This is a genomic window from Acidobacteriota bacterium (assembly GCA_016195325.1).
In the GTDB taxonomy this organism is placed as follows: Bacteria; Acidobacteriota; Polarisedimenticolia; order JACPZX01; family JACPZX01; genus JACPZX01.
In genome coordinates this window covers 11,364-37,192 of the sequence record JACPZX010000041.1, presented here as the reverse complement: position 1 = coordinate 37,192, position 25,829 = coordinate 11,364, and the positions used below count along the sequence as shown (strand labels likewise).

Genomic DNA, 25,829 nt, shown 5'->3' with positions numbered 1-25,829 from the left:
ATGGGAGGATCGGATTCGCGGAGGGAAAAGCGACACGCGGGATCAGGAAGGAGACGACTCGTACCTCGCGACCAGCGTCGCCGCCACGAGATCGCCGGTGACGTTGAGGGCGGTGGCGAAGGTGTCGGGGATGACGTCGAGCGCGATGAGAATGCCGATCCCCTCGATCGGCAGGCCGATGGCGGAAAAGAGCGGCGCGAGGATGATGAAGCCGCCCCGCGGGACCCCCGGCGCCGCCGCGGCGAGGAAGACGCAGGCGAAGCCGACCAGCGAGAGCTCGCGCGGGCCGAGCGGAATCCCGTAGAACCAGCCGACGAACATCGCGCCCACCGTCCACGTCACCGGCCCCGCGTACTTGAACGTCGAGACCGCGAGCGGCAGCACGAACCCCGAGATCCGCTTCGACAGCCCGAGGCCCCGCTCCGCGCTCTCGACGAGAGCCGGCAGCGAGGCGACCGAAGAGCTCGACGTGAAGGCGATGAGCTGCGCCGGGAGGGCCGCGCGCGCGAAGCGCCGCACCGGGATCCCCGAGACGAGGGCGACGACGGGATACGTCAGGAGGATCGCGAGGACGCTGAGGAAAGAGTACGCGATGATGTAGAAGCCGATCGCCCCCGCCAGACCGGCTCCCGCGCGGGCGGCGAGGGGGAGCATCAGCGCGAAGATGCCGATCGGCGCCGCGAGGATCACCCAGCGCACCAGGGTCAGCATCACCTCGCTCACCGACCGGGAGAGCGCGACGATCGTCGCGCGCGATGTCGCGGAGCTGCGGGTCGCGGCGAGCGCGAAGAGTAGAGTGAAGAGAACGAGCGGCAGCATCGCGCCCGAGGCGGCCGCCGCGATCGGGTTCGCGGGAACGAGCGACACGAGCCACTCTCCGGGAGACTGCGCCGGACCGCCCGTGACGAGCTTCGCCGCCTCCGCGGCTCCGGCCGGAAGGGGGGGCAGCTTCGGTCCGCGCTCCGGCATGAAGCCGAAGACCGCGACGGTCAGCGGGATCGCGACGAGCGCGTGCGCGGCGAGCATCGCGACGAAGACTGCGAGAGTCCGGCTCCCGAGCCGCCCGATCGCCGCCACGTCCGTCGCCGACGCGACGCCGGTCACGAGGAGCGACACGACGAGCGGGATCACCGTCATCCGAATGGCGTTGACCCAGAGGGCGCCGATCGGCGAGACGGCGTCGGCCGCGCGGAGGAGCGGCTCGGATCCGCTGACGGCGATCGCCGTCCCGCCCGCGACCGCGGCGCCGAGGGCGGCGAGGACGCGCGTGCTCTCCTTCATCGCGTCACCGCCTACATCATCAGATCGCCGCCGTTGATGTCGAACGACGCGCCGGTGATGTAGCCGGCCGCCTCCGAGGCGACGAAGCAGACCAGATCCGCGACTTCGAGGGAGGTGCCGAGCCTCGGCACCGGGTACGACCCCGCGAGGCGCGCAAGCACTTCGGCGCTCGCCGTCTCGCGCGTCAGCTCGGTGTCGATCATGCCGGGGCAGATGGCGTTCACGGTGACGCCGAACTTCCCCAGCTCCTTCGCGGCGGCCCGCGTGAGGCCGAGGAGGCCGGTCTTCGACGCGGTGTAGTGCGCGCCCCCCAGGGTGCTCACCATCCGGCCCGCCGACGACGAGATGTTGACGACGCGCCCGTACTTCTGCGCCTTCATCGCGGGGAGCGCGGCGCGCATGAGGAGGAACGGCGCCGTCATGTTGGTCTCGAGGGCGGCTCGCCACTCGTCGAGGCCGAGCTGCTCGAACCGTGTCGATCGCGCGTGGGCGGCGTTGTTGACGAGGATGTCCACGCGCCCGAACCGTTCGAGCGTCGCGCGGACGATTCTTTCGGGGACGCCCTCGGCGGTGATGTCCCCCGGCACCGCGAGGGCGCGCGCGCCGATCGCGCTCGCGACCTCGGCGGCGCGGGCCTCATCGCGCGCGTTGACGGCGACGGAGGCGCCGCGCTCGTGCAGGCGGGCCGCCGCCGCGCGGCCGAGGCCGCGCGACGCGCCGGTGACGATCGCGACGCGGCCCGTGAAGTCCATTCCGCATCTTAGGCGCGGCCCATCCCATTCCGTCAACCACTTTTCCTGTCGTCTTCTCCGCACCGATTCCGATCTCCATGGGTAGAGACCGGAATCGCCGCCCCGCGACGTCGGGGCGGTCGAGAGACTTTCAAGGGAGGATGGACCCATGAGACAGGAGAGGATGCTCTTCGTCGCGGTGATGATGCTCGTCGCCGGCATGGCGGTGCCGGTGCGGGCCGCCGACGGCGATCTCGACCCGTCGTTCAGCTTCGACGGCAAGGTGACCACCGACTTCAGCGGGTTCGGCGACGCCGTGACCGCCGTCGTCATCGACGCCCACGGAAGGATCGTGGCGGCGGGAGTCTCGTCCGACGGCGTGCAAAGAGACTTCGCCGTCGCGCGCTACAACGAGGACGGCACCCTGGACACCAGCTTCGGCACGAACGGCCTGGTGACCGTCCAGTTCGACGGGAAAAACGCGAGCGCCAATGCCGTCGCCGTCGACGGTCAGGGACGGATTGTCGTGGCGGGAGTTTCCTACATCGGCACGCACCAGGACATTGCGGTGGCCCGCCTCAATGATGACGGCACCCTGGACACCGTCTTCAACGGGACAGGGACGGTGACCACCGCATTCGGCATCTCGTCGTTTGCGAGCGGGGTCGCGATCGACGCCGGGGGGAAGATCATCGTCGCGGGAGGGAGCGCGAACATCCCTGCGGCCAGAATGGCGCTGGTCCGGTACAACGAGGACGGCACGCTGGACGACACGTTCGACGGAGACAGCCAGGGGGACGGCAAAGTGACGTTCGACTTCGCCGGGATTAGCGCCTTTGGGTTTGCCGTCGCCCTCGACTCCGGTGGAAGAATCGTCGTGGCGGGAACTTCGAACGGCCTGATCGCGGTCGCGCGGTGCCACGCCGATGGAACGCTCGATCACGACTTCAACGGAACCGGGAGAGTCACCACGGACGTCGGGGGGCATGGGGATACGGCGCATGCCATCGCCCTCGACGCCGACGGTCGGATCGTGGTGGGTGGACGATCGGCCTTCGTCTCCGGTGTGAGCGGCTCCCACTTCACCCTCGTCCGCTACAATGGCGATGGATCGCTCGACACGGGATTCAACACGACGGGAACGGTGGTCACCGATGTCTCGCCGCAGTCCGAAATCCTCGCCGTCGCCGTCGACGCCGCCGGCAAGATCGTCGCAGCGGGAATCGCCGCGGACGCTCTGAACAGCCAGACGCACCCGATGATCGCGGTGGCCCGCTACCTCCACGACGGCACGCTCGACGGCAGCTTCGGGGGAGGCATCGTGATCACCGACTTCGACGACGCCCTGAGCCTGGCGCAGGCCGTCGCCATTGACGCCCACGCCGGAATCGTCGTGGCGGGAAGCTCCACGGTCGACTTCGGTCTCATCAGGCTCCTGAGCAGCTCGGTGCCACCCTGCGCGCTCGTCTGCCCAGGCTCCTTCACCATGCCCACCGATCCCGGACAGTGCGGCGCCGCCGTCACGTATCCGGCTCCGACGGAGAGCGGAGCCTGCGGGACGGTCACCTGTGACCACCTCTCGGGATCGCTCTTTCCCGTCGGAGACACGGACGTCTCCTGCTCCGACGGTGCGGCGAGCTGCACGTTCAAGGTCACCGTCCACGACGTCGAGCCGCCGAGGATCACGTGTCCCGCGAGCGTCGTCGCTCCCGGGACGTCGTCCGCCGGGGTTCCTGTCACGTACCCCTCCCCGGCCGCCACCGACAACTGCCCCGGCGCCACCACCTCGTGCGCACCGCCGTCGGGCTCGATCTTCCCGGTGGGGACGACACCGGTGGCCTGCGCCGCGACGGACGCCTCCGGCAACGCCGACTCGTGCGGCTTCGGGGTCACGGTCGAGCGGGCGGATCTCGCGATCAGCGAGTCGACGACCGTCACGAAGGTCTCGCCCGGACAGAGCCTCGTCTACACGCTCCAGCTCGTGAACAACGGCCCCGGCCCGGCCGGTGACGTCGTCATCAACGACGCGGTCCCCGCGAACTGCACCTTCGTGAGCGCGACGGGTGCCGGGCTGTTGCCGCCCCCGGTGGGGGCCGGCGGTACCGTCTCCTGGTGGGTCGGCCCGCTCGCGAGCGGATCGACGGTCAAAGTCACCGTCACCGTGAAGGTCTCGAGCAAGGGGAAGAATTCGGTCTCCAACACCGCCGGCGTGATATCGCCGACGTTCGATCCCAATCCGGCCAACAACAACGCGACGCTCACGACCCGCATCCCCTCCCAGGGGAAGTAGCGGGAGACGCCGGCGGAAGCTCGCTCGAGCCGAACCCCGGGCGCGCCGGCCGCCCGGAGTTCGGCATGGACAGGAAAGCGGTGTCGGGCGTACTCTTCCCATCACACTTCCACGCGGACCTCGGGGCGGGCTTCCGCCCACGATGCCGATGACACTGCTGAGCCCTGATCGCTGGCGACGGCTCGAGGCGAGCCTGGACGAGGTCCTCGACCTCCCGGTCGAGAAGCGCGCCGGGTTCCTCGTCATCCTGAGGGCCCGCGATCCCTCGTTCGCCGCAGACCTCGCGACTCTTCTCGACGAGCACCGCGCCGCGGACGCGGAAGGGTTCCTCATGGCCGGCCCGGACCTTCGCGTCGGGACGGCGATCGCCGGCGACGTGATCGGCCCGTACAGGCTCGTCTCCCCGCTCGGTGAAGGCGGGATGGGAGAGGTCTGGCTCGCGGAGCAGCGGGAGCCCGTGAGGCGCGACGTCGCGATCAAGATCATCAAGCAGGGAATGGACACCGCGCTGGTCGTGGCCCGGTTCGAGGCCGAGCGCCAGGCTCTCGCGCTCATGGATCACTCGGCCGTCGCGAAAGTGTTCGACGCCGGCTCGACCCCCCTCGGCCGTCCCTATTTCGTCATGGAGTACGTCCGTGGCGTCGCGATCACAGAGCACTGCGACCGGAACCGGCTCACCACGCGGGAGCGGCTGGAGCTCTTCATGCGCGTGTGCGACGGCGTGCAGCACGCGCACCAGAAGGCGCTCATCCACCGCGATCTCAAGCCCTCGAACGTCCTGGTCGCGATGGAGGACGGAAGGCCGGTCCCGAAGATCATCGACTTCGGCGTCGCGAAGGCGACCTCGGAGGGGCCGGCGGATCGCCCGCCGCAGACGATCGCCGGCACGCTGATCGGCACGCCGGAGTACATGAGCCCCGAGCAGGCGGACCCGGCGTGCCGGGATCTCGACACGCGCACCGACGTCTACTCCCTCGGAGTGATGCTCTACGAGCTCCTCGTCGGCGTGCGCCCGTTCGACGCGGGCGCCACGCGCGAGGGGGGGCACGACGAGATCCGCAGGAGGATCCGCGAGGAGGAGCCGAAGAGGCCGAGCGCGCGCCTGAGCGGCGCAGGCGGCGCCCTCGCGACCGAATCGGCGACGCGACGCGGGGTGGACGCCGTGACGCTGCGGCGCCAGCTCAGGGGGGAGCTCGACTGGATCGTGATGAAGGCGCTCGAGAAGGACCGCGAGCGCCGGTACGGCTCGGCCGCGGATCTCGCGGCGGACATCAGGAGGCATCTCGGGAGCCTCCCCGTCGTGGCCGGCCCCGCGAGCGCGGGTTACCGCGCGCGGAAGTTCGTGGGGCGGCACAGCGTGGGTGTGGCGTTCGCCGCGCTCGGAGTGCTGGCGCTCGCGGGCTTCGCGGGCGCGATGGCGCTCCAGTCCGCCAGGATCGCCCGCGAGCGGGATCGCGCGAACCGGGAGGCGAAAACGGCGACGCGGGCACTCAGCGTGCTGACCGACCTCTTCGAGGTGTCGAACCCGAGCGCGGCCCGGGGGAACACGATCACGGCGCGGGAGATCCTCGATCGCGGCGCCGAGAAGATCGACAGGGAACTGGCCGACGAGCCGCTGGTCCGCGCGCAGCTCACGCTGACGCTCACCGAGGTGTATCGAAGTCTCGGTCTCTACGACTCGGCCAGGCCCCTCGCGGAGAAGACAGTGGCGCTGCGGCGCGAGCAACTCGGCGCCGGGAGCCCCGAGGCCCTGGAGGCGGTCGATGTCCTGGGAGGAGTTCAGCAGGATCAGGGGAAGCTCGCGGAGGCGGAGATCTCCTTCCGCGAGGCTTTCGAGGGACGGCGGAGCATCCTCGGGAAGGACGACCCCGCCTTCCTCACGTCGCTCAACAACCTGGGCCTCCTCCTGCAGCTCGAGGGGAAGCTCCCCGAGGCGGAGAGATATCTTCGTGAGGCGCTCGACGTCCGGCGCCGGACGCTCGGCCCGGACGATCCCGACCTGCTCATGGGGTTGAACAACTTCGGCCTCCTCCTCCAGAACGAGGACAAGCCCTCGGAAGCCGAGCCGTACTTCCACGAGGTTCTCGACAAGTGCCGGCGCACCATCGGCAGCGACCATCCACACACGCTCACGGCGATGAGCAACCTGGGCCTCGATCTGATGACCGAGGGAAAACTCGCGAAGGCGGAACCGTTGTTCCGGGAGGCCCTGGAGACGCGGCGCCGAGTCTTCGGCGGCGACCACCCTCAGACGTTGCTGTCCGTGCACATGATGGGGTACGTCCTCCGGATCGAGGGAAGGCTCGCCGAAGCCGAGCCCTACACCCGCGAATCGGTGGACGGTTTCCGGCGCGCCGTAGGGCCGGAGCATCCGCGCACGCTCATGGCGCTCACCGGGATGGCGCTGTTGCGGGAGGCCCAGGGAAGATTCGGGGAGGCGGAGGTGACTCTGCGCGGCGTCCTCGAAACGCGGCGCCGGACGCTCGGCGAGGATCACCCCGACACGCTCGACTCCTTGCAGAATCTGGCCGCAGTCCTCCACGACGAGGGGAAACAGGTCGAGGCGGAGTCGATTCTCGTCGACGCCGTCGAACGCTCCCGGCGCAAGATGGGGTCGGAGAACGCGAGCACTCTCGGGGCCATGGCCGCGCTCGGCGACGTCCGCACGAGCCGGGGGAGCCTCGACGAGGCCGAGCGTCTTCTCGCAGAGGTCCTGGCGGCCGCACGCCGGGCGCTTCCGCCCGGCCATCGTCTCATCGGGCGGACTCTCCTCTATGCCGGCCGATGCCAGACGGCGCGCGGCCGCTATCCCGAGGCCGAGGCGTCCCTCATCGAGGCGCGCCGAACTCTCGAACGCGCGGAGCCCTTCCAGCTCCCGAGGATCGAGGAGGCCCTCGCGGATCTGCGCGCCCGCGAGGGGCGGTAGAAGAGAGCCATCAGGTGGGGGGATCCCCCCGCAGGCTGCGGTGGAGGTAGATCCGCGCCTTCTCCCACTGCCGCTGGACCGTGCGCTCGGCCACCCCGCGCATCGCGGCGATCTCGGCGAACGAAAAGCCGCAGAAGAATTTCAGGTCGACGACCTGCGCCAGCCCCGCGTCGAGGCGGGCGAGCTCGTCCAGCGCGTCGCTCATCTGCGTCAGCCCGGGGACGTCGATCGTCGCGTCGCCGGGCTCCGTGTCGATCGCGGTGATGTGGATCTGGCCGCCGCGCTTCACGGCGCGCCGCGATCGGACGTGCTCGAGGATCAGCCCGCGCATCACCCGCGCCGCGTATCCCATGAACCGCGCCCGATCGGGAAACGACGCGCCCGCGCGCGCGGCGATGTCGATGTACGCCTGGTGGAGAAGGGTCGTGGCGCCGAGGCTCACCGGCCCGCCGTGCCGGCCGAGCTCGTGGCGCGCCAGGCGGTGGAGCTCACCGTAGAGGGCCGCGAAGAGCGCGTCCGCGGCTCGGGGCTCACCGCGGTCGGCCGCGGCGATCAGCGATGAGATCGTGGGCTCCATGCGCGGGTGACCCCTGGATCGGCGATCGACATCGAGTCGCGGCGATCGTACGCCGGAAGCCCCGCGCCGTCCAGCTTCCCGGCTCCGGGCCCGGCGGCGCCGCTCTCTTGACGCCCCGGGGTTCGCGTGGTACTTCGGGTGGCCGTGAGACGCGCTGTCCCATCACCCGCGAAGGAGGAATCCGTGAGACAAGAGAAGACCTTGCGCGGCGCCGCCGCGATGTCCGCGATCGTGCTGCTCGCCGCCGCGCCGGCACCCGCGCCCGAGAAGGGACAGACGTTCGAGACGGGGGGCGTCTCGATCTACTACGAGGTGACGGGCGGCGGCGCGGGAGCGCCGCTCGTCGTCGTGAACGGCGGGCCGGGCTTCGATCACGGGTACGTGCACTGCTCGAACGCCTGGGAGCGTCTGGCCGCGAAACGGAAGGTGATCTTCTACGACCAGCGCGGCAACGGCCGGTCGAGCGAGCTCAAGGAGGGGCAGTCGTGCCTCCTCGCGGATCAGATCGCCGACCTCGACGCGCTGCGGGCCCGGCTCGGCCTCGAGAGGATGGAGCTTCTGGGCCACTCCTGGGGCGGCTATCTCGTCATGGCCTACGCCGCGCGCCACCCCGAGCGCATCGCGCACCTCCTCATCGTCGATTCCGCGGCGCCGAAGATCCAGGACACCGTCTTTCTCTTCAAGAACATCTTCCCCGAGACGGTGGCGCGCGAGGAGGGTCTCGCCTTCGCGGTGGAGCTGGGGGACAAGCCGGCGATCGCCGCCGACATGCGCGAGTACATGTCGATGCTCTTCTACACCTCCGCCGCGCGCGACGCGATGCTCGCCCGGATGGACGACCTGAGCTACCACCAGAGCGTCAACAAGTCGATCTGGAACGATCTCCAGCGCTTCGATCTGAACCCCGAGCTGCCGAAGTTCCATTTCCCGACCCTCGTCGTCACCGGCCGCTACGACTTCAACGTCGCCCCGTCGGTGGCGTACGCCATTCACAGGGCGATCCCCGGGTCGGAGCTCGCGATCTTCGAGAGGAGCGGGCACCTCCCCTATTGCGAGGAGAGCGACGCCTTCGTCGCCCGCGTGGAGGAATTTCTCGGGGGCGGCGGATCCCCCGCGTCTCCTTGACCTGACCGGCGTCGCCGTCCAGACTGAGCGCATGGCGACGGGTGTCCGCTCGAAGAAGAAGATCAAGGCGCCTCCCCCTCCAGCCCCGAAGCTCGGCGTCCCGGGCTACCGGCACTCCGGGGGCAGGCACCACGAGACGGCGCACCTCAGGAACATCCTCGATCACCTCGGGCTCAAGGCGCCCCACACCGGCGCTCCCTATTCCGAGGAGATGCTCCTCGGAATAGGAGGCGGCATCGGCTGCGGGTACTTCCTTTTCGAGACGGGCGGCAGCACCTTTGTCTCGGTGGGGACGCGGCACCTCTGGCAGAGCACGAAGGCCGACTTCATTCAGGGGATCTGCGGCCGCCTCGGATGCCGGGTGACGACCAAGGAGGCTTCGGGACATCGCGCCGCCGAGGAGAATCTACACGAAGCGCTCCTCGGAGGCCGGCCCGCCGTCGTGTGGCTGGGGCAGGCGAGCCTCCCCTGGCACGGCCTTCCGATCGAATGGCTGAAGCTGCACGTGTATTGCATCGTCGTGTACGGCTTCGACGAGAAGGCAGGGCGTTATCTCGTGGCCGACCGATCGCGCAAGCCGTTCACCATCGATGCGAAGGAGCTCGCCGCGGCGCGCCCGGCGGTCATCTCGCTCCGGAGCCGGACGCTGTTCGTGGAGCCGCCGAACAGGGCCCCCGATCTCGCCCACGCGATCCGCGACGGGCTCCAGGCGTGCGTCCAGGGGATGATCAAGCCCGGCAGCGCGAACTTCGGTCTCTCGGCCCTCCAAAAATGGGCCGACCTCCTGACGAACGCGAAGGACGTGAAGGGGTGGCCGAGGGCGCTCCCCCCGGGCACCGCGCTCCTCGACGCGCTGATGAGCTGCTACGGCGGCATCGAGACGCAGGGAACCGGTGGAGGAGCCTTCCGATCCATGTACGCCGCCTTCCTCGATGAGGCGCGCGGCGTGCTCTCGCTTCCGGCTCTCGGTGATGTCGCGGCCGGGTTCCGCGAGTCGGCGGCGGCCTGGACCGGGCTCGCCGGCGCGTCGCTTCCCGAGTACGTCCCGCTCCTGGTGGAGGCGCGCGGCCTGATGGGGCTGAAGGCCCGTCTGTTCGAGGAAGGGGGCGACGACTCCGTCCCCGGTATCCTCGAGGTGGAAGGGAAGCTCGCGGCGCTGAGAGATCAGGCCGCGATCGCTTTCCCGCTGAGCGCGGCGCAGGCGCTCGACCTGCTGGCGGGGATGCGGAAGAAGGTGGAGCGGATTCACGAGATCGAGACCGGCGCGATCGAGGCGCTCAGGCTCGCGATCGCGTAGACGACTCCTTCGAGCGCGCGCCGACGGGCTGAATCGTCACGAGGGCCGGCGACGCCGGCGACGCCTCCCCATCCTCGGGCGGCTCCCCTTCCACGATCGACGCGGCCTCCTCGCGCAGCGAGGCTCTCTCCCCCAGCGGCAGGAAGCGCGGATCCATGAGCTGCGTGACGCGCGCGCGGGTGAGGGCGCGAAGCAGGCTTCGCTTGATCCCCGGGTGGCCGGCCTCCATCTCGGAGAGCATCGCCTTCACCTGCTTTCGCTTCAGCGTGAGGTCGGTGCAGGCGGTGCAGGCGCAGCAGATGACGGGGAAGGCGCGCTCCTTCGTGTACGCGGAGATCTGATCCTCCCACACGTACGCGAGCGGGCGGATGACGACGTTGACGCCGTCGTCAGCCTTCAGGATCGGCGGCATCGACTGGATCGACCCGTTGTAGAGCTGCGAGAGAAGGAGCGTCTCGATCAGGTCGTCGGCGTGGTGGCCCAGAGCGATCTTGGTCCACCCTTTCTCCTTCGCGAGGCCGTACAGCACGCCTCGCCTCAGGCGCGCGCAGAGCGAGCACTGCGTCGCGCCGGGGGCCTTGTGCTCGTCGATGAGATCGCTGATGCGCGTGTTCTCGATGTGGTACGGGACGCCGAGCGACTGGAAGTGCTTCTCCATCACCGGCCAGCGGAATCCCTCGTACCCCTGATCCACCGTGACCGCCACCAGCTCGAAGCGGATCGGCGCCCGCTTCTGGAGCGCGAGGAGGATGTCGAGAAGCGTGAGGGAGTCTTTCCCTCCCGAGACGGCGACGGCGACACGATCCCCCTCCTCGATCATCCCGTACTCGATGATCGCGCGGCCGACTTCCTTCCGGATCTGGACTTCGAGAGGCTTCATGGATGCGGCATTCTACACGCCGCGCCGCCCCGATTCAGGCCCCGCGTCAGAACCCCAGAGCCATCTGAACCCCGCCGGCTCCCTCTTCCGACGCGACGCCCGCGTCGTGGTCCATCGGCCGCGAGGCGAGGCCGTGGCGCCTCCTCAGGCCGGCCATCAGCTCCTTCACGCGCTCGCGGTAGTCGGGGGTGTGATAGGCGGCGCCGCCGTAGACGCGCCGGTAGCGGGGGGCGAGCTTGGGAAAGTTCTGCGCGAGGAAGGGGTAGAACTCGCTCTTGGCCGACGAGCGCAGGAAGAGGACCTGGTGCGCGACGTAGGTGGCCCCCACGCGGGCCGAGGCGGCGACGATCGACTCGAGCGACGACGCCGAGTCGGTGATGCCGGGGAGGATCGGCATGATGAAGACCCCCGTCATGATCCCTGCCGACGAGAGCGCCCGGACCGCCTCGAACCGGCGCAGGGGCCGCGGCGCGCGCGGCTCGATGAGCCTCGCGAGGCGTCGGTTCGTCGTGGTGATGGTCAGGTTGACGGTGAGGCGGTGGCGGCGGTGGATCTCGGTCAGGAGATCGAGATCGCGCGTGACGAGATCGCTCTTGGTCGTGATGGAGAGCTTGAGCCCCTCGCGCCGCGCGAAGACCTCGAGAAGGCCGCGCGTGATCCTGAAGGTGCGCTCGGCCGGCTGATACGGGTCGGTCGCCGTCCCGATCGCGATCCCTCCGGCGAGCTTTCGCCCCGGCGGCAGCTCGCGCGCCAGCGCCGCCGCGGCCGAGGTCTTGGCGAAGATCTGCGTCTCGAAACTGTGCGGGTCCGGGAGGCCGATGTACTCGTGAGTGTACCGGGCGTAGCAGTAGCGGCACGCGAACTCGCACCCCCGGTACGGGTTGATCGTCCAGTCGAAGGGCATCCGATCGCTCGAGCATCGGTTGAGGGCGCTCTGGCAGGGGATCTCCTGGTAGTCGACCCCGTTTCGGCCGCCGGCTCTCGGTGCCTCGGCGGCGGCCGCCACGAGGGTCGGGCGCCGGATCGCGCCGGGTGAGAGGATGCTGAGAAGACGATCGGTAGCCGCCATGCCCCCCCTCCGCGGAACGAGCGTGAATGATTTCACTTTACTTTCGCTCGCCTGCGGTGTCAAGAGGCGGTATCCCGCCGTCCGGCGCTACTTCTTTCTCTTCGCGACGAAGACCCCTTCGGGCTGGCTGACCACCATCTCGGTGACCCCTTCCCGCGCCTCGATCGTGAACTTCACGCTGATGACCGAGAGGTTCTTCAGGTTGAACTCGTTGAGGCGATCCGGCGCCAGCTCGTACTGCGGCTGCCCGGGCACGGTCATGGTGAGGACGCTCCCCTTCAGGGCGATCGCCACCGTCTGCCCCGCCAGGTCGTACTCGCCGACGAACTGCTTCAGGTACCCGGGGTCGGACATGCGCGCGTCGGCCAGCTTCGTGAAGACGATGTCCTTCGTCTCGGGCTCGAAGGGAGCCTGCACCGCGTCGACCTCTCCTTTCATGTTCGTCACGAAGAGGAACTTCATGTCCTCGAAGACCGGGTCCTTCGCCCCCTGGGTGCCGTTCCAGACCTCGTAGTGCCAGTGCTCGAGGGGCTGCGCGATGTCGTTGTAGGTCGCCTCCAGGTGGTCTCCGGCTCGGGAGATCCTGAGGCGGCCGTAGCCGGGGTTCTCGTACTCGCCGGCGTACTCGTCGAGCGGGTGGGCGGGCTTCGTCCCCTGCTTGCGGACGAGGTTCTTGTTCTTCTTCGCCTCCTCGCCCGCATCCTTCGCCTTCGAGAGCTTGACCAGCGTCTCCCCTGCCCAGTCGATCCGCGGCAGATCGAGGAGGCGGTCGAGGGCGTGGCGCATGATCAGCTCCGGGAGAGGCGTGCCGTCCTTGTTCGTGAGGACGACCATGCCGATCTGATCCTGGGGCAGGAACGAGACCTGCGCCGAGAAGCCGTCGATGTTGCCGCCGTGGTGGATCCGGTTGTGGCCGCGGTACGGCTGCACGAACCACCCCATTCCGTAGCTGATCTGCGGCAGCTCCGCGCGATCGGGGGGGATCGACATCGCCATGTGGGCAGTGTGCATGTCCACGAGCGTCGTCTTGTTGATGAGCGGGCGCTCCCCCGCCTTGCCGCCGCCGAGCTGGACCTTCAGCCACAGCGCCATGTCCTCCACCGTCGAGTTGATGGCTCCGGCCGGCCCGACGTTGTCGATCGTGCGGAAGGGAATCTCGTCGACCCTGTCGTCGATCTCGCGGTAGGGCTTCGCGAAGTCGTCCGTCTTCTGCGAATCGAGGACCGAGAAGTTCGTGTGCGACATGCCCGCCGGCTCGAGGATTCGCGAGCGCACCGCGGCCTCCCACGACCCGCCGGTGAGCTGCTCGGCGAGGTACCCGGCGGTCAGGAACATCAGGTTCTGGTAGTGGAACTCCTGCCTCAGGTCCCGGTACGGCTCGAGGTACGCGAGGCGCGCGACCATCTCCTTCCGGCTCATCTTCGAGTTGTACCAGACGAGATCGTGGCGCGGCAGGCCGGAGCGGTGCGTGACGAGATCGCGCGGGGTCAGGCGCTCGGTGGCGACGCGATCCGACATCCTGAAGTCGGGGATGTAGGTGGAGAGCGGCTTGTCCCACTCCATCTTCCCCTCGTCGACGAGCGTGCCGAGCACGAACGTGGTGAAGGCCTTCGTCGAGGAGCCGATCGCGAAGAGCGTCCCGGTCGTGACCGGCAGGTTGTTCTTCACGTCGCGGAGCCCGAAACCCTTCGAGAGCACGGGCTTCCCGTCGACCAGGACCACCATCGCAAGGCCCGGGACCTTGAAGTCCTTCATCTCCTTCTCGACGAAGGCGTCGAACCCCTCGAGCGCCGTCTTCGCCTGCGCCGCGCGGTCGTCGCCGCGCGAGATGGAGAAGGGAATCGTCTGGCCGCCCTGCGTGAAGTCGCCGGAGATCGTCGCGCCGTCGTCCGCGAGCTTCCCCTTGAAGCGCGGCTCTCCCGGAATCCCCGGGAGATCGAACGTGACGTCGCTCCCGTTCACCCGGATGTTCGCGAGGGGGAGATCCTGCGCCCCCTGCACCGGGATCGTGATGTCGCCGGTGAAGCCGCCGTCGTCCCCTCTCCTGAAGTCGATGTTGACGGCAAGCGGGGGACCCGGGGTCTTGATGGCCCCGTTCCAGTGGCCGGCGATCGTGACCGCCGCCTCGGCGTCGGGGGTCGCGGCGAGGAGCGGGCGCGAGGCGGCCGGCGCGGCGACGAGGAGAGCGGCGAGCGTGGCGGCGAGAAGGGTCGTGGCGCGGCGCGGCGTTGGTCTCATGGTGCGGATCCCCCAGGGAAAGTCCCGAGCTCGGGCTCGTCTACTCGTATCTCAGAGATTCGATCGGGTCGAGGCGGGCGGCGCGGTACGCCGGGTAGATGCCGAAGAAGAGGCCGACGGCGACCGACATGATGAAGCCGGCGAAGACGGCCCAGAGCGGAGTCGTGGCGGGCAGGGGGCTGAACTTGCCGGCGAGAAATGAGACCAGGAGACCCGTCAGGATCCCCGCGATCCCGCCGAGCCCCGTCAGCGTCATCGCCTCGGTCAGGAACTGGAGTGTGATGTCGCTCCTGCGCGCGCCGATCGCCTTCCGAAGGCCGATCTCGCGCGTCCTCTCCTTCACCGAGACGAGCATGATGTTCATGACGCCGACCCCTCCGACGAGGAGGCCGATCGACGAGATGAAGGTGAGGACCAGGGCGATGCCGCCCGTGACCTGGCGGAAGGTGCTGATGAAGGAGTCGGGGGTCACGATGGCGAAGTCGTCGGGCTGATCGGGGCGGATGTGGCGCCGGCGCCTCAGCACCTCGCGCCCTTCCTCGATGATCTTCGACACCAGCTCGGGCTTCGTCGGCACGGTGGCGATGAACAGGCCGAAGTCCTTCTGGATGTTGGGCCAGATGCTGTCGAAGGTGGGAAGGGGGATGAAGAGGCGATTGTCGCCCGGGCCGAAGAAGAGGCCGCCGCGGCGCTCGAGCGTGCCGATGACCGTGAAGGGGCGCCCCTGGATCGAGACCTTCTTCCCGAGCGGGTCGCTGTGGGGGAAGAGCGACTCGACCACTTCCTTGCCCAGCACGACGACGTAGGCCGAGTGCTCGTACTCGGCGTCGTTGAAGAAGCGCCCCTCCTCGATGAAGTAGTTGTTCGCGGCGGGGTACTCGGGGTTGGTGCCGCCGATGAGCGGGCTGCTCGCCTCCTGGTCGCGGTACCTCACGACGCCTCCGGTGAAGATGTACCGCTCCGCCGCCACCGCCGCCATCGACGGGCAGGAGCGCTTGATGTCGATGGCGTCCTCGAGCGTCAGGTTCTTGCGGAGCCGGATCTCCTCGGGAGCCTGTCCGGGATCGCCGAAGCGCGGCTCCATCTTCTGGAACTGCACGAGCGTCGTGCCGAACGAGCTGAAGCCGCCGACGATGATCTGATTGAACCCCTCGATCACGGACACCATCGAGATGACGGTGGCGACGCCGACGATGATCCCGAGGATGGTGAGGAGCGACCGCAGCTTGTGCTCGCGCACCGCGCGCAGCGCGAACGCGATGTTCTCCTGCAAGGAGCGCGTGCGGCGGATGGCCATCGCGTCACTCGCTCCGCAGCGCTTCGGTCGGCTGCAGGCGCGCCGCCTTCATCGACGGGAAGACCCCCGACACGATCCCGACGAGCGTGGCGAGCGCGATCGAGGCGACGACGAGCGCGGGGGGGATCGACACCGGCATCGGGGAGAGGGCCTCGACGGCCCGCGCCACGAGGGCCCCCACGGCGACGCCGATCACGCCTCCCGCCGACGCCATCAGGACCGCCTCCATCAGGAACTGGATCTGAATCGTGCTCCGCTTCGCGCCCAGCGCCCGGCGCACCCCGATCTCCTGCGTCCGCTCCGCGACCGACACGAGCATGATGTTCATGATGACGATGCCGCCGACCGCGAGCGAGATGCCGCTGATGAAGGTCATCAACGCGAAGGCTCCCGCGCTGATCCCCTTCCAGAGCTGATCGAGCGCGTCCGCCGTCACGAATCCGAACGGGTCCGGCTCCCCGTACGCCGTGTGCCGCCGGGTTCGCATGATCAGGCGCACCTGTTCCTGCGCCGCCTCGGTGCGCTCCTTGCTGCGCGCTTTCACGACGATCTCGACGCTGCGGTGCGCGCCGAAATTGTTCTGCCAGGTGGTGAGCGGCACGTAGACGACCTTGTCCTGGTTCTGGCCGAGGACGCTTCCCTTCTTCTCGAGGAGGCCGATGATCTTGTACGGGTAGCCGTCGACCTTGACCGTGCGGCCGACGGGATCGACGTCGGGGAAGAGCTCGTCCTTGATGTCGTGGCCGACGACCGCCACCGGGCGTGAGTGCTCGACCTCGATGTCGGTGAAGAAGCGACCCGCCTCGAGGTCGAGGGTCTGCACCTCGTTGATGTTCGCCGTCGATCCGTGAATCGCCGTGTCGGGCAGCCGGAGGTCCTCGGCGTGGACTCCCTTGTTCGCCGTCAGATCGCCGCCGACGTAGACGCACTCCGTGCAGAGCTTCTGGATCGCGTCCATGTCGTCGAGCGACATGTCCTTGCGCTTCAGCGCCTCGATGAAGGCGTCGCGGCCGGTGATGATCCCGAACTTGCTGACGACGAACGAGTCGGCGCCGAGCGTCAGGACTTTCTCCTTGATGTACGCGTTCATCCCCGAGATGATCGAGACCACCGTCACGACGGTCGTGACGCCGATGATGACGCCCAGGAGCGTCAGCGCGGTCCGGAGCGGATGGGCTCTCAGCGACCTCAGCGCGACCATCAGCGTCTCGTAGTGGATCATGACTTCTTCTTCGCCTCGGGCTTCTCGACGATGACCCGGTCGCCGTCCTTGAGCGTGCGGAGGATGCGGAAGGGCCCGGTCACGATCTCCTGGCCTTCCTTCGCCCCGGTGACCGCCTCGATGTCGAGGTCGCCGGTGAGCCCCGTCTTGACGGCCGAGAACTTCGCGAGCCCGCCGTCCAGGACGAAGATCCCCTCCTGATCGCGCGAGCGCGACTCGACCGCGGTCGCGCGCATCTTCTTCGCGCTCCCCGCCTTGTCCGCCTCTTCCGTCACGGGCGGGGGCTCCGGGTTGTCGCGGTCCCGAAGAACCAGCGCCTGGAGCGGCACCGCGACGACGCCGTCCCGATGGCCGGTGGCGATGTCGGCGGTCACCGAGAGGCCGGGCTTGAGGCCGCCGGGGGGGTTCTCGATCCGGATCTTCACCTCGAAGTCGATCCCCGCCGTCGAGCCCCCGGTGGCGTTGACGGGGCTGCTGCCGACCTCCGTGACCACGCCGTCGAACGTCTTCCCTGGATACGCGTCGATGAGGAGCGTCGCCTTCTGGCCGACGATCACCTGGGGGATGTCCGTCTCGTCCACGTCCATCACGGCCTCGATCACGCTCAGGTCGGAGATCGTCATGAGGACGGTGCCCGGGTTGTTCATCGTGCCGATGATCGCGACCTCGCCCTCCTCGACGTTGAGGCGCGTGATGAGCCCGCCGATCGGCGCCATGATCGTCGTCTTGCTCAGCGTGTCCCGCGCCCCGGCGAAGGTCGCGCGCGCCTGCTCGATGCGGTTCTCCACCGACTGGAGGTTCGCCTGCGCCGCGTCGTACGCGGCCTTCGCGCGCTGGAAGTCCAGCTCGGCGATGACGCCGCCGCGGTACGACGTCGACGCGCGCTCGTACTCGAGCCGGTCGCGCTCGAGGTTCGCCTTCGCCGCGTCACGATCCGACAGGAGCGCCGCCAGCGCCGCCTTCGTCGAGTCGGCGTTCGCCTGCAGCGTCACTCGGTCGATCTGCATCAGGAAGTCGCCCTTCTTCAGCGAGTCTCCCTCCCGCACCGCGAGGTTGATGATCTGGCCGGCGATGGGCGCGGAGAGCTCGACCTTCTTCCTCGCCTGGACCTTGCCGTTGCACGTGACGCGGGAGACGAGATCCTTCTTCACCACCTTGCCGGTCGTCACCCTGGGCAGGTCCCGGTCCTTGTTGCCGAGGCGCGCGGCCGCGACACCCCCCACGAGAAGGACGACTCCCACGCCCAGGATCCACTTGGTTCGCCGTTTCATCGAGATGACTCCCCCTTGCCCACGGAACACACAAGCGCTGGTTCGGCCTGTCGCGGCGTTCGGGAACTACGCGCGGCCGAATCCGGAGTTTCGAGCGATGTGGTATGCGAACGGTATGATGCCACAAAGAGGCGGATGCCGCGTGGTGTTGCGCATGGACCGCGACCCCCTTACGATACACCTGTTTACCGCTAACAAGATGCCCAATCCGCCGACGATCCCCGGAGCCCCACGAGCCGCCCGCGCGGGCGCGGCGCTCGCCCTCGCCCTGCTCGCCGCCGCCGGGCTGCTCCCGGCCTGCGCCCCCGGCCTGACGGACGAGGCGAAGGACGTCTCGGGGGCCCGCGCGCGGGAGGGGGGCCCCACCTCCCGGTTCACCTTCACGGGGGAGCTCCGGGCCGTGCGGAGCGACGAGCTCCGCACGCCGACGACGCCGAGCTGGCCGATCCAGATCAAGTGGATGGCCCCCGAGGGGACCGAGGTGGCCGAGGGGGACACCGTCCTCTCCTTCGACAACTCCGCCATCCTCTCGAGGCTCGAGGAGCAGAAGCTGGCCTATAGCGACGTCGTCACGCGGACGCGATCGCGCGAAGCGCAGATCGACGCCGACCGCGCCGAGAAGTCCTTCGCCGTCGAGCGCGCGCGGGTCGAGCTCGAGAAAGCGGAGGCCGAGGCGGCGATCCCCGAGTCGATGCGCCCCCGCCGTGACTACGACCTCAAGCAGCTCGCCCGCGACAAGGCGCGATCGGCGCTCGACGCCGCGCGCCGCAACCTCGAGGCCTTCGAGGCCGCCGCCCGCGACGAGATCGAGGTGCTCGCCGTCGAGAAGTCGAAGGCGCGACGGGCCCTCGATCGCGCCACCGAGAGCCTGGACCAGCTCACGCTCAAGGCGACGCGCGCCGGAGTGCTCGTCTACGGCGAGCACCCGTGGGAGGGGCGGAAGTTCCAGCCGGGAGACGACACGTGGCCCCGGATGACCGTGCTCCGGATCCCCGACCTCGACCGCATGGAGGTCGTCGCGTGGGTGAGCGACGTCGACGACGGCGTCGTGCGCCCAGGGCAGCCGGTCACGTGCCTCCTCGACACGTATCCGGACCGCTCGATCACCGGCAGGGTGCGCGACGTGGGCGCGCTGGCCGACGCCCGATCGCGGGACAACAACGTGAGGGCCTTCCAGGTGCTGATCGATCTCGATCGCAGCGACGCCGTCCGCATGCGCCCCGGCATGTCGGTCCGCGTCGAGCTGGATCGGGGGGCGCCGTGACGCCGGGGCGCCGAAAGCTCGCCGCCCGTGCGGCGCTGATCGTCGTCCTCCTCGGCGCCGGATGGGGGCTTCGCGCCCGAGCCCCACTCGCCCAGGGGCCGACCGCGACCGTGCACCGTGAGGATCTCCCCATCACCGTGGAGGCCGTCGGCGAGCTCGACGCGGTCCGATCGAGCCTCATCGGCCCGCCGGCGATCCCGAACTCGTGGGACTTCAAGATCTCGTTCATGGCTCCCGAGAGCCGCCAGGTGAAGCAGGGGGAGCCGATCCTCGCCTTCGACACGACGGCGATGCAGTCGGAGCACGAGAAGCGCAAGGTCGAGTACGAGGTGGCCCTCAAGGACATCGAGAAACGGCGGGCCGAGCTCGACCTGAGCGTCGCCGACCTCGAGCAGCAGCTCGACGAGGCCCGGTCGCGCCTCAGGAAGAACACGCTCAAGGCGGACCGCCCCGACGATCTCGTCGGGATGGTCGAGCTGAAGCTCGCGCGCCTCGACCGCGAGCTGGCGGAGAAGGAAGTCGCCTCGCTCGGCATCCGCGTCGAAAGGGCCCGGGCGTCCGGGGAGGCCGACCTCGAGGGGCTCGAGCGCAAGCGCGACTACGCCGCGACGCGGACGCGCGAGATCGAGGGCTCGATCGCGAAGATGAAGATCGCCGCGCCGCAGGACGGCATCGTCATCTACCAGACCGACTGGCAGGGGGACAAGAAGAAGGTCGGCGACAGCATCTGGAGGAACCTCAAGGTGCTGAAGCTCCCGGATCTCTCCGAGATGATGGGGAAGGCCGACGTCGACGAGCCGGACGCCGGCAACCTGAAGGTCGGGGACCCGGTCTCGATCCACCTCGACGCCCTTCCCGACGCGACCCTCACCGGAAAGCTGACGAGCATCGGCCGCGTGGTGCAGCAGGCGAGCCGGGGAAGCACGCTGAAGGTCTACAAGATCGAGTTCTCCCTCGACCGCACCGATCCGTCGCGCATGCGCCCGGGGATGCGGCTCCGCGCCGACGTCGAGGTCGATCGAGCACCCCGCGCGCTCGTCGTCCCGCAGGAGGCGATCGTCCTCACGGCGGGAGGCCCGGCCCTCTTCGTGCGCCGCGGCGGCAGGTTCGAGGAGTCCCCGGTGCGCCTCGGCCGGCGGGACGGCGGCCTCGTCGAGGTCCTCGACGGCGCCGCCGAAGGGGACGTCGTCTCGGTCGGCGCGAGGGGGCGAGGGTGAGCCGGAAGGTCCTGTGGGCCTCGGTGGCGATCGTCACGATCGCCGGCGCCGGCGCCGCCCTAGGCCCCTTCGTGCCGTGGGGGGCCGGAGCGGGGGACACCGGCGTGGCGATGCACGAGGTCCGGCAGGGACGGTTCACGCGCCGCGCCGCCGCGGAGGGGTTCCTCAAGGCGGTGACGGCGACGCCGATCGCGGTGCCGGTCCGCGACACCCCCAACGGGCTCAAGATCCTCTGGATCGCCGACGACGGCGCCCGGGTGCACGCGGGGGAGCCGGTCCTCCAGTTCGATCCGACCGAGCTTGAGCGGACCGTCCTCGACAGCCGCGACGATCAGACCAGCTCGGAGAAGAGCGCCGACAAGGCGCGCGTCGAGGCCGACGCCTCCCGCCTGAACCTCGCCGACGAGGCGCGCGTTGCCTCCCGCGAGGAGGACCACGCGCGGACGTTTGCCAGCGAGGACGAGTCGATCTTCTCGCGCAACGACATCATCGAATCGCGGATCGACATGGACCTCGCGGCGCAGAAGGCGGGGCGGGCCGGGTGGAAGATCGGCAGGACCGGCGAGCGGTCGAACATCGAGATCGGGATTCACGAGATCAAGCGGGCCGCGGCCGAGCAGGAGCTGAAGCGCGCCCGCGCGGCCCTGGCCGCCCTCACGGTAACGGCCCCCCACGACGGCCTCCTCACCCTCGAGCGCAACTGGCGCGGGGAGACGGTGCGCGTCGGCGACAGCGTGTGGCCCGGCCAGAAGATCGGTGAGCTCCCCGAGCTCGGCGCGATGGAGGCGAAGGTCTGGGTGCTCGAGGCCGACGCCGCGGGCCTCGAGGTGGGGCGCGCCGCCGAGGTCGTCGTCGCCGCCCGCCCCGACACGGTGATCCCCGCGAAGGTCTCGCGCGTGGACGCCGTCGCGAAATCGATCCGCCAGGGAGTGCCGGTCCAGTACTTCGAGACGATCCTGTCCCTCTCCCCTCCCCCCGGCGTCGCGCTCAAGCCGGGGCTGAGGGTGAGGGCGACGATTCTCCTCGAGGACGTCGCCGACGTGATCACCGTCCCCCGCCAGGCGATCTTCGAGCGCGACGGCAAGCCCGTCGTCTACCGCTCCGCTCCCTCGGGGCTCGAGCCGGTGGCGATCGCCGTCGGACGGTACGGCCTCGGGAGCGCCCTCGTGACGTCGGGAATCGCTCCGGGCGACCGGATCGCCCTCCGCGATCCTGAGCGCGGCCCCGAAGAGCTCCTCTCCGGATCGAAGGGCGGCTCCCGCTGAGCTTCGAGGAGGCCTTCGGCGCCGCGATCGAGAACCTCCGCGCGCACAAGCTCCGCTCCTCTCTCACGATGCTCGGGATGATCTTCGGCGTCGCCGCGGTCATCGGGATGCTCTCGATCGGCGCCGGCGCGCAGGAGCAGGCGCTCGCGGCGATCGAGGAGATGGGGATTCGCAACGTCATCGTCCGCGCCGAGGAGTTCAAGGACGACGAGCTGAAGGAGATGCGGAAGAAGTCCCTCGGCCTGTCGCGGCGCGACGCGACCGCATTCCTCGAGGCGGTCCCGGCCGTCACGTCGATCGCCCCGGTCGCGCGCGTCGAGGCGCGGAAGGTCTTCGCGCCGGGGGGTAAATCCGAGCCGCGCGTCCTCGGCGTGGCGAGCGGGCACGCGGGGGCGTCGGGGCTCGCGCTCGCCGAGGGGCGCTTCTTCACCGAGGCCGAGGAGAAGGCGGCGGCGCAGGTCTGCGTCATCGGGCCGAAGGTGAGGAAGGATCTCTTCGGCTACGGCCCGGCCATCGGCCGCAATCTCAAGGTCGGCGACGTCTGGCTCACCGTCATCGGCACGCTGAAGACCCGCTTCGAAGGGGAGGAAAAGCTCCAGGGTGTGAAGATCGTCAGCCCCGCGAACGACGTCTACATCCCCGTCTCGGCGGCCCTCTACAAGTTCCCGCGCCCCCCGCTCCGCCAGGAGCTCGACGAGATCGTCGTGACCCTCGCGCGCGGCGCCGACCCCCAGGAGTCGGCGGCCGTCGTCAACGCCCTCCTCCAGAGGCTCCACGGCGGCGTGGGCGACTACTCGCTCGTCGTCCCCGACGCCCTCCTCGCGCAGAGCCGCCGGACGCAGCGCCTCTTCGACGTCGTCATGGGGTGCATCGCCGGCATCTCGCTCCTCGTCGGCGGCATCGGCATCATGAACATCATGCTCGCGACGGTCCTCGAGAGGACGAGAGAGATCGGCGTGAGGCGCGCCATCGGCGCGACCCGCCTCGACATCCGCAACCAGTTCATCGTCGAGGCGTTCACGCTCAGCGTCGTCGGCGGCCTCTCCGGCGTGATCGTGGGCGTCGGCATCGCGAAGCTCGTCGCCGCCTACGCCGGCTGGCAGACAATCGTGACGCTCGCCTCGGTGCTCCTCTCGACCGGTGTCTCCCTGAGCGTCGGGCTCGTCTTCGGGATCTACCCGGCGCTCCGGGCGGCGAAGCTCGACCCGATCGAGGCGCTCAGGTACGAGTGAGGCGATTCAGCTACTCAGGGTTCTTGATTGGTTGGCCGGCACTGTGCAAGAGTAAACTCGTTCATGCCTCCGAATTTCGACAACAGTCGAGGATGAACAAGTCGCATGGCGGCTGCCAGGGGTGGACAGGAGGCGGGTGATGGAGACGCTCAAGCCGGGGAACCCGGTCTGGATCCCGTGTGAGGTGAAACCGGGCCCATTCTCGAACGAGAGAATGGTCCGCGTAACCGCTTCTAGAGAGCCATGGGTGGGCTTCGTCGATATTCGCTACCTCAAGGAGCCGATCGCTGACGGAAGGACTTCGATTCTCGGCGTCGTCGTGAGTGTGAGTCGAGAGAGCTTGGAAGCTCGATTGCCTGGCCACTCCGTCGGATCGTCCAGGCTCTTTCAAGGAACCCCGAGCATGGTGACTCTTGCTCCTGTCTCGGCCTGACATACTGAAGGCTCTTCGCGAGCCACGCCCCGCGAAGCGGCTCACCATCACACCGACCGTCCCCCATTCCCGAATTGCTCAGGTGTCGATCGATCTCCTCCTTGACCGACACTTCACGCGCTTCAAGCCAAAGTCCAGTTTCGCGGCGATCGGCTCGATCTGTATGGATCGGTCTATCTGGGATTCACCCGCCATCGATCTCTGGGACAGGATCGAAGCGGACTCCTATGTGCTGGAGCCGAATCGCTTCGTCCTGGCGCAGACGCTGGAGGAGGTGACGATTCCGGACAATCTTGCTGGGTTGATCGAGGGCCGCAGCGGGTGTGCACGACTCGGCGTGAGCATCCACCTGACGGCGCCCAAGATTGATCCGGGATTCAGCGGACACATCACTCTTGAGATCACCAACCACGGCGAGTTGCCCATCACGCTTCGAGCGGGACAGGACGAGATCGCGCAGCTGATGCTCCTGCGGCTCACGCGACCGATGAAGAAGAGCGACCTGTACGGAATGCGCACCTCCGACATCTTTCAGCACCAATCCGCCCCGATTCCTCCGAGAAACAGACCCCGAAAGTCACGCTGACGCACCACATCGCGCAGTCGTTCTCTACAGGTTGCGGGCCACGCGCGACGCCAGGTTCTCGGCCAGGCTTCCGGATCGAGACCCTTTCGACGGCCGGCGGGCTTGATCCCACCCCCCCGTGACCGTACGATTCCGGCTCCAACCATCCCCACGAAAGGGAGAAGATGCCCGCCGTCGCCACCGGTGAAGCCGCCACCGTCTTCGTGAGAGAGCTCTTCCACGTGCTCTGGGAGCGCTACCGCGGTCGGGTCTCCTACGTCCGCGACTACGAGAGGATGGTGAGGGAGAATGGCGCCACCTTCTTCAACGATCACATCGCCTTCCGGACGCTCGGCACCACCGTCGGCACGAACCAGATCGGCATGATCAGCCTCGCCGTCCTCTTCAGGCCCCTGGGCTTCCGCCCCGTCGGGGCGTACGACTTCAAGGAGAAGCGGCTCAGGGCGGTGCACCTTCAGCACCCCGATCCGACCTTCCCGAAGCTCTTCGTCTCGGAGCTGGAGGTCGAGAAGCTCAGCCGCGACGCGCAGGCGATCCTCGCCCGTTATATGCTCCGCCATCGCGACACCCTCGGCGAGGAGGAGCTGAGCCAGCTCCGGGATCTCAAGAGCCTCGCGCCGCGCGACCGGAACGTGCTCCTCACGAAGATGCAGGGCTTCTTCGAGACGCTGCCGTGGGGGATCCCGGATCGCGCCGACGTCGAGGAGCTGGGGAAGCACAGCCAGTACGGCGCGTGGGTGCTGATGCACGGGTACGAGGTGAACCACTTCACGGCGTCGGTGAACAGCCACGGCGTCGAGGCGATCGGCGACATCGAGAGGACGGTGCGCGAAATGCGCGCGCGGGGCATCCCCATGAAGCAGGAGATCGAGGGGGAGGCCGGGACGAAGCTCAGGCAGTCGGCGACCGAGTCGGTGGTCATCCCGGTCACCGTCCGCGGCCCCGACGGCCGCATGCAGGAGATGAACTGGACGTACGCTTACTTCGAGATCGCGGAGCGCAACCCATGGACGAACCCCGAGACCGGCGAGCGCGAGTTGTTCCAGGGATTCCTCGGAGAGCAGGCGAACCAGCTCTTCGAGATGACCGCCATGAAGGCGCTGGCATGAACACCCGCCGCCTCGTCGCCGCTTGCGCGGTGCTTCTTGCGTCCCTCCTCGGTCCCTCCACGGTCCGCGCTCAATTCGTTCCCGCGGGGTACGAGTTCGTCGTGAACACGTACACGACGTACTACCAGTCGCTCCCGTCGGTGGGGCGCGCCCCCTCGGGTGCATTCGTCGTCGTCTGGCAGAGCGAGCTGCAGGACGGGAGCAACTACGGCATCTTCGGCCAGAGGTACGACAGCGCGGGCGCGCCGGCCGGTGCCGAGTTCGAAGTGAACACCTACACGACGAACGGGCAATACCGGCCGTCGGTCGCCATGGACCCTTCGGGGGGCTTCGTCGTCGTCTGGGAGAGCTTCGGGCAGGACGGCGACTACACGGGGATTTTCGGCCGGCGGTTCGACAGCACCGGCGCTCCGGCCGGGGGCGAGTTCGCGGTCAACACCTACACCACCGACTATCAGCAGCACCCCTCCGTCGCCACGGACGCGTCCGGAAACTTCGTCGTGGTGTGGCAGAGTCGTG

Annotated in this window: 20 protein-coding genes; 11 read left to right on the top strand and 9 right to left on the bottom strand. The window is 68.8% G+C overall.

Annotated elements, in window-relative coordinates; all coding sequences use genetic code 11:
- Positions 1–42: 42 nt before the first annotated feature.
- The gene (locus HY049_08940) at positions 43–1,281 is read right to left on the bottom strand and encodes a dicarboxylate/amino acid:cation symporter (protein ID MBI3449025.1); all 1,239 of its coding nucleotides are present in this window, start codon (positions 1,279–1,281) and stop codon (positions 43–45) included.
- A gap of 11 nt (positions 1,282–1,292) precedes the next feature.
- A complete protein-coding gene (locus HY049_08935; GenBank protein ID MBI3449024.1) occupies positions 1,293–2,033 on the bottom strand; it encodes an SDR family oxidoreductase in 741 nt (246 codons plus the stop codon).
- 148 nt (positions 2,034–2,181) lie between these two features.
- Between HY049_08935 and HY049_08930 the strand changes: the two genes are divergently transcribed.
- The gene (locus HY049_08930; GenBank protein MBI3449023.1) at positions 2,182–4,302 is read left to right on the top strand and encodes an HYR domain-containing protein; all 2,121 of its coding nucleotides are present in this window, start codon (positions 2,182–2,184) and stop codon (positions 4,300–4,302) included.
- A 148-nt stretch (positions 4,303–4,450) separates the two neighbouring features.
- Positions 4,451–7,228 (top strand): tetratricopeptide repeat protein, encoded by a 2,778-nt coding sequence (locus HY049_08925; protein MBI3449022.1) that lies wholly within the window; start codon positions 4,451–4,453, stop codon positions 7,226–7,228.
- A gap of 10 nt (positions 7,229–7,238) precedes the next feature.
- Here the strand turns inward: HY049_08925 and HY049_08920 are convergent, their stop codons facing one another.
- Complete coding sequence (locus HY049_08920) at positions 7,239–7,805, bottom strand: sigma-70 family RNA polymerase sigma factor (protein ID MBI3449021.1); 567 nt, start codon at positions 7,803–7,805, stop codon at positions 7,239–7,241.
- Between the two features lie 183 nt (positions 7,806–7,988).
- Here HY049_08920 and HY049_08915 point away from each other — a divergent pair, with 183 nt between their 5' ends.
- Entirely contained in the window at positions 7,989–8,930 is a 942-nt protein-coding gene (locus tag HY049_08915; protein ID MBI3449020.1) for an alpha/beta hydrolase, read from the top strand.
- A 31-nt stretch (positions 8,931–8,961) separates the two neighbouring features.
- Positions 8,962–10,227: a DUF4872 domain-containing protein gene (locus HY049_08910; GenBank protein MBI3449019.1), complete on the top strand. Its 1,266-nt coding sequence runs from the start codon at positions 8,962–8,964 to the stop codon at positions 10,225–10,227.
- Here the strand turns inward: HY049_08910 and ttcA are convergent.
- The 6 genes from ttcA to HY049_08880 form a co-directional block, all read right to left on the bottom strand.
- Positions 10,208–11,107: a tRNA 2-thiocytidine(32) synthetase TtcA gene (gene ttcA, locus HY049_08905; protein MBI3449018.1), complete on the bottom strand. Its 900-nt coding sequence runs from the start codon at positions 11,105–11,107 to the stop codon at positions 10,208–10,210. The two genes, HY049_08910 and ttcA, sit on opposite strands and share 20 nt — an antisense overlap.
- Before the next feature lie 46 nt (positions 11,108–11,153).
- Complete coding sequence (locus HY049_08900) at positions 11,154–12,176, bottom strand: radical SAM protein (GenBank protein MBI3449017.1); 1,023 nt, start codon at positions 12,174–12,176, stop codon at positions 11,154–11,156.
- Positions 12,177–12,263: 87 nt separating this feature from the next.
- Positions 12,264–14,414 (bottom strand): serine hydrolase, encoded by a 2,151-nt coding sequence (locus HY049_08895; GenBank protein ID MBI3449016.1) that lies wholly within the window; start codon positions 14,412–14,414, stop codon positions 12,264–12,266.
- Between the two features lie 40 nt (positions 14,415–14,454).
- Positions 14,455–15,711: an ABC transporter permease gene (locus HY049_08890; GenBank protein MBI3449015.1), complete on the bottom strand. Its 1,257-nt coding sequence runs from the start codon at positions 15,709–15,711 to the stop codon at positions 14,455–14,457.
- 4 nt (positions 15,712–15,715) lie between these two features.
- A complete protein-coding gene (locus tag HY049_08885; GenBank protein ID MBI3449014.1) occupies positions 15,716–16,933 on the bottom strand; it encodes an ABC transporter permease in 1,218 nt (405 codons plus the stop codon).
- Entirely contained in the window at positions 16,930–18,204 is a 1,275-nt protein-coding gene (locus HY049_08880; GenBank protein MBI3449013.1) for an efflux RND transporter periplasmic adaptor subunit, read from the bottom strand. The genes HY049_08885 and HY049_08880 overlap by 4 nt, the downstream gene beginning before the upstream one ends.
- Positions 18,205–18,403: 199 nt before the next feature.
- On the opposite strand from HY049_08880, the gene HY049_08875 reads away from it, so the two are divergent.
- From HY049_08875 to HY049_08845, 7 genes are all read left to right on the top strand, one after another.
- Complete coding sequence (locus tag HY049_08875) at positions 18,404–19,468, top strand: efflux RND transporter periplasmic adaptor subunit (protein ID MBI3449012.1); 1,065 nt, start codon at positions 18,404–18,406, stop codon at positions 19,466–19,468.
- Complete coding sequence (locus HY049_08870) at positions 19,465–20,685, top strand: efflux RND transporter periplasmic adaptor subunit (protein MBI3449011.1); 1,221 nt, start codon at positions 19,465–19,467, stop codon at positions 20,683–20,685. Before HY049_08875 ends, HY049_08870 begins: the two co-directional genes overlap by 4 nt.
- Complete coding sequence (locus HY049_08865) at positions 20,682–21,950, top strand: efflux RND transporter periplasmic adaptor subunit (GenBank protein ID MBI3449010.1); 1,269 nt, start codon at positions 20,682–20,684, stop codon at positions 21,948–21,950. The genes HY049_08870 and HY049_08865 overlap by 4 nt, the downstream gene beginning before the upstream one ends.
- A 77-nt stretch (positions 21,951–22,027) precedes the next feature.
- Positions 22,028–23,182: an ABC transporter permease gene (locus tag HY049_08860; GenBank protein ID MBI3449009.1), complete on the top strand. Its 1,155-nt coding sequence runs from the start codon at positions 22,028–22,030 to the stop codon at positions 23,180–23,182.
- A gap of 139 nt (positions 23,183–23,321) precedes the next feature.
- Entirely contained in the window at positions 23,322–23,615 is a 294-nt protein-coding gene (locus HY049_08855) for a hypothetical protein (GenBank protein ID MBI3449008.1), read from the top strand.
- The gene (dcd, locus tag HY049_08850; GenBank protein MBI3449007.1) at positions 23,596–24,201 is read left to right on the top strand and encodes a dCTP deaminase; all 606 of its coding nucleotides are present in this window, start codon (positions 23,596–23,598) and stop codon (positions 24,199–24,201) included. Before HY049_08855 ends, dcd begins: the two co-directional genes overlap by 20 nt.
- Before the next feature lie 164 nt (positions 24,202–24,365).
- Positions 24,366–25,310 carry a DUF1338 domain-containing protein gene (locus HY049_08845; protein MBI3449006.1) on the top strand — a complete coding sequence of 315 codons (945 nt, stop codon included), beginning with the start codon at positions 24,366–24,368 and terminating at the stop codon, positions 25,308–25,310.
- Positions 25,311–25,829: the final 519 nt, after the last annotated feature.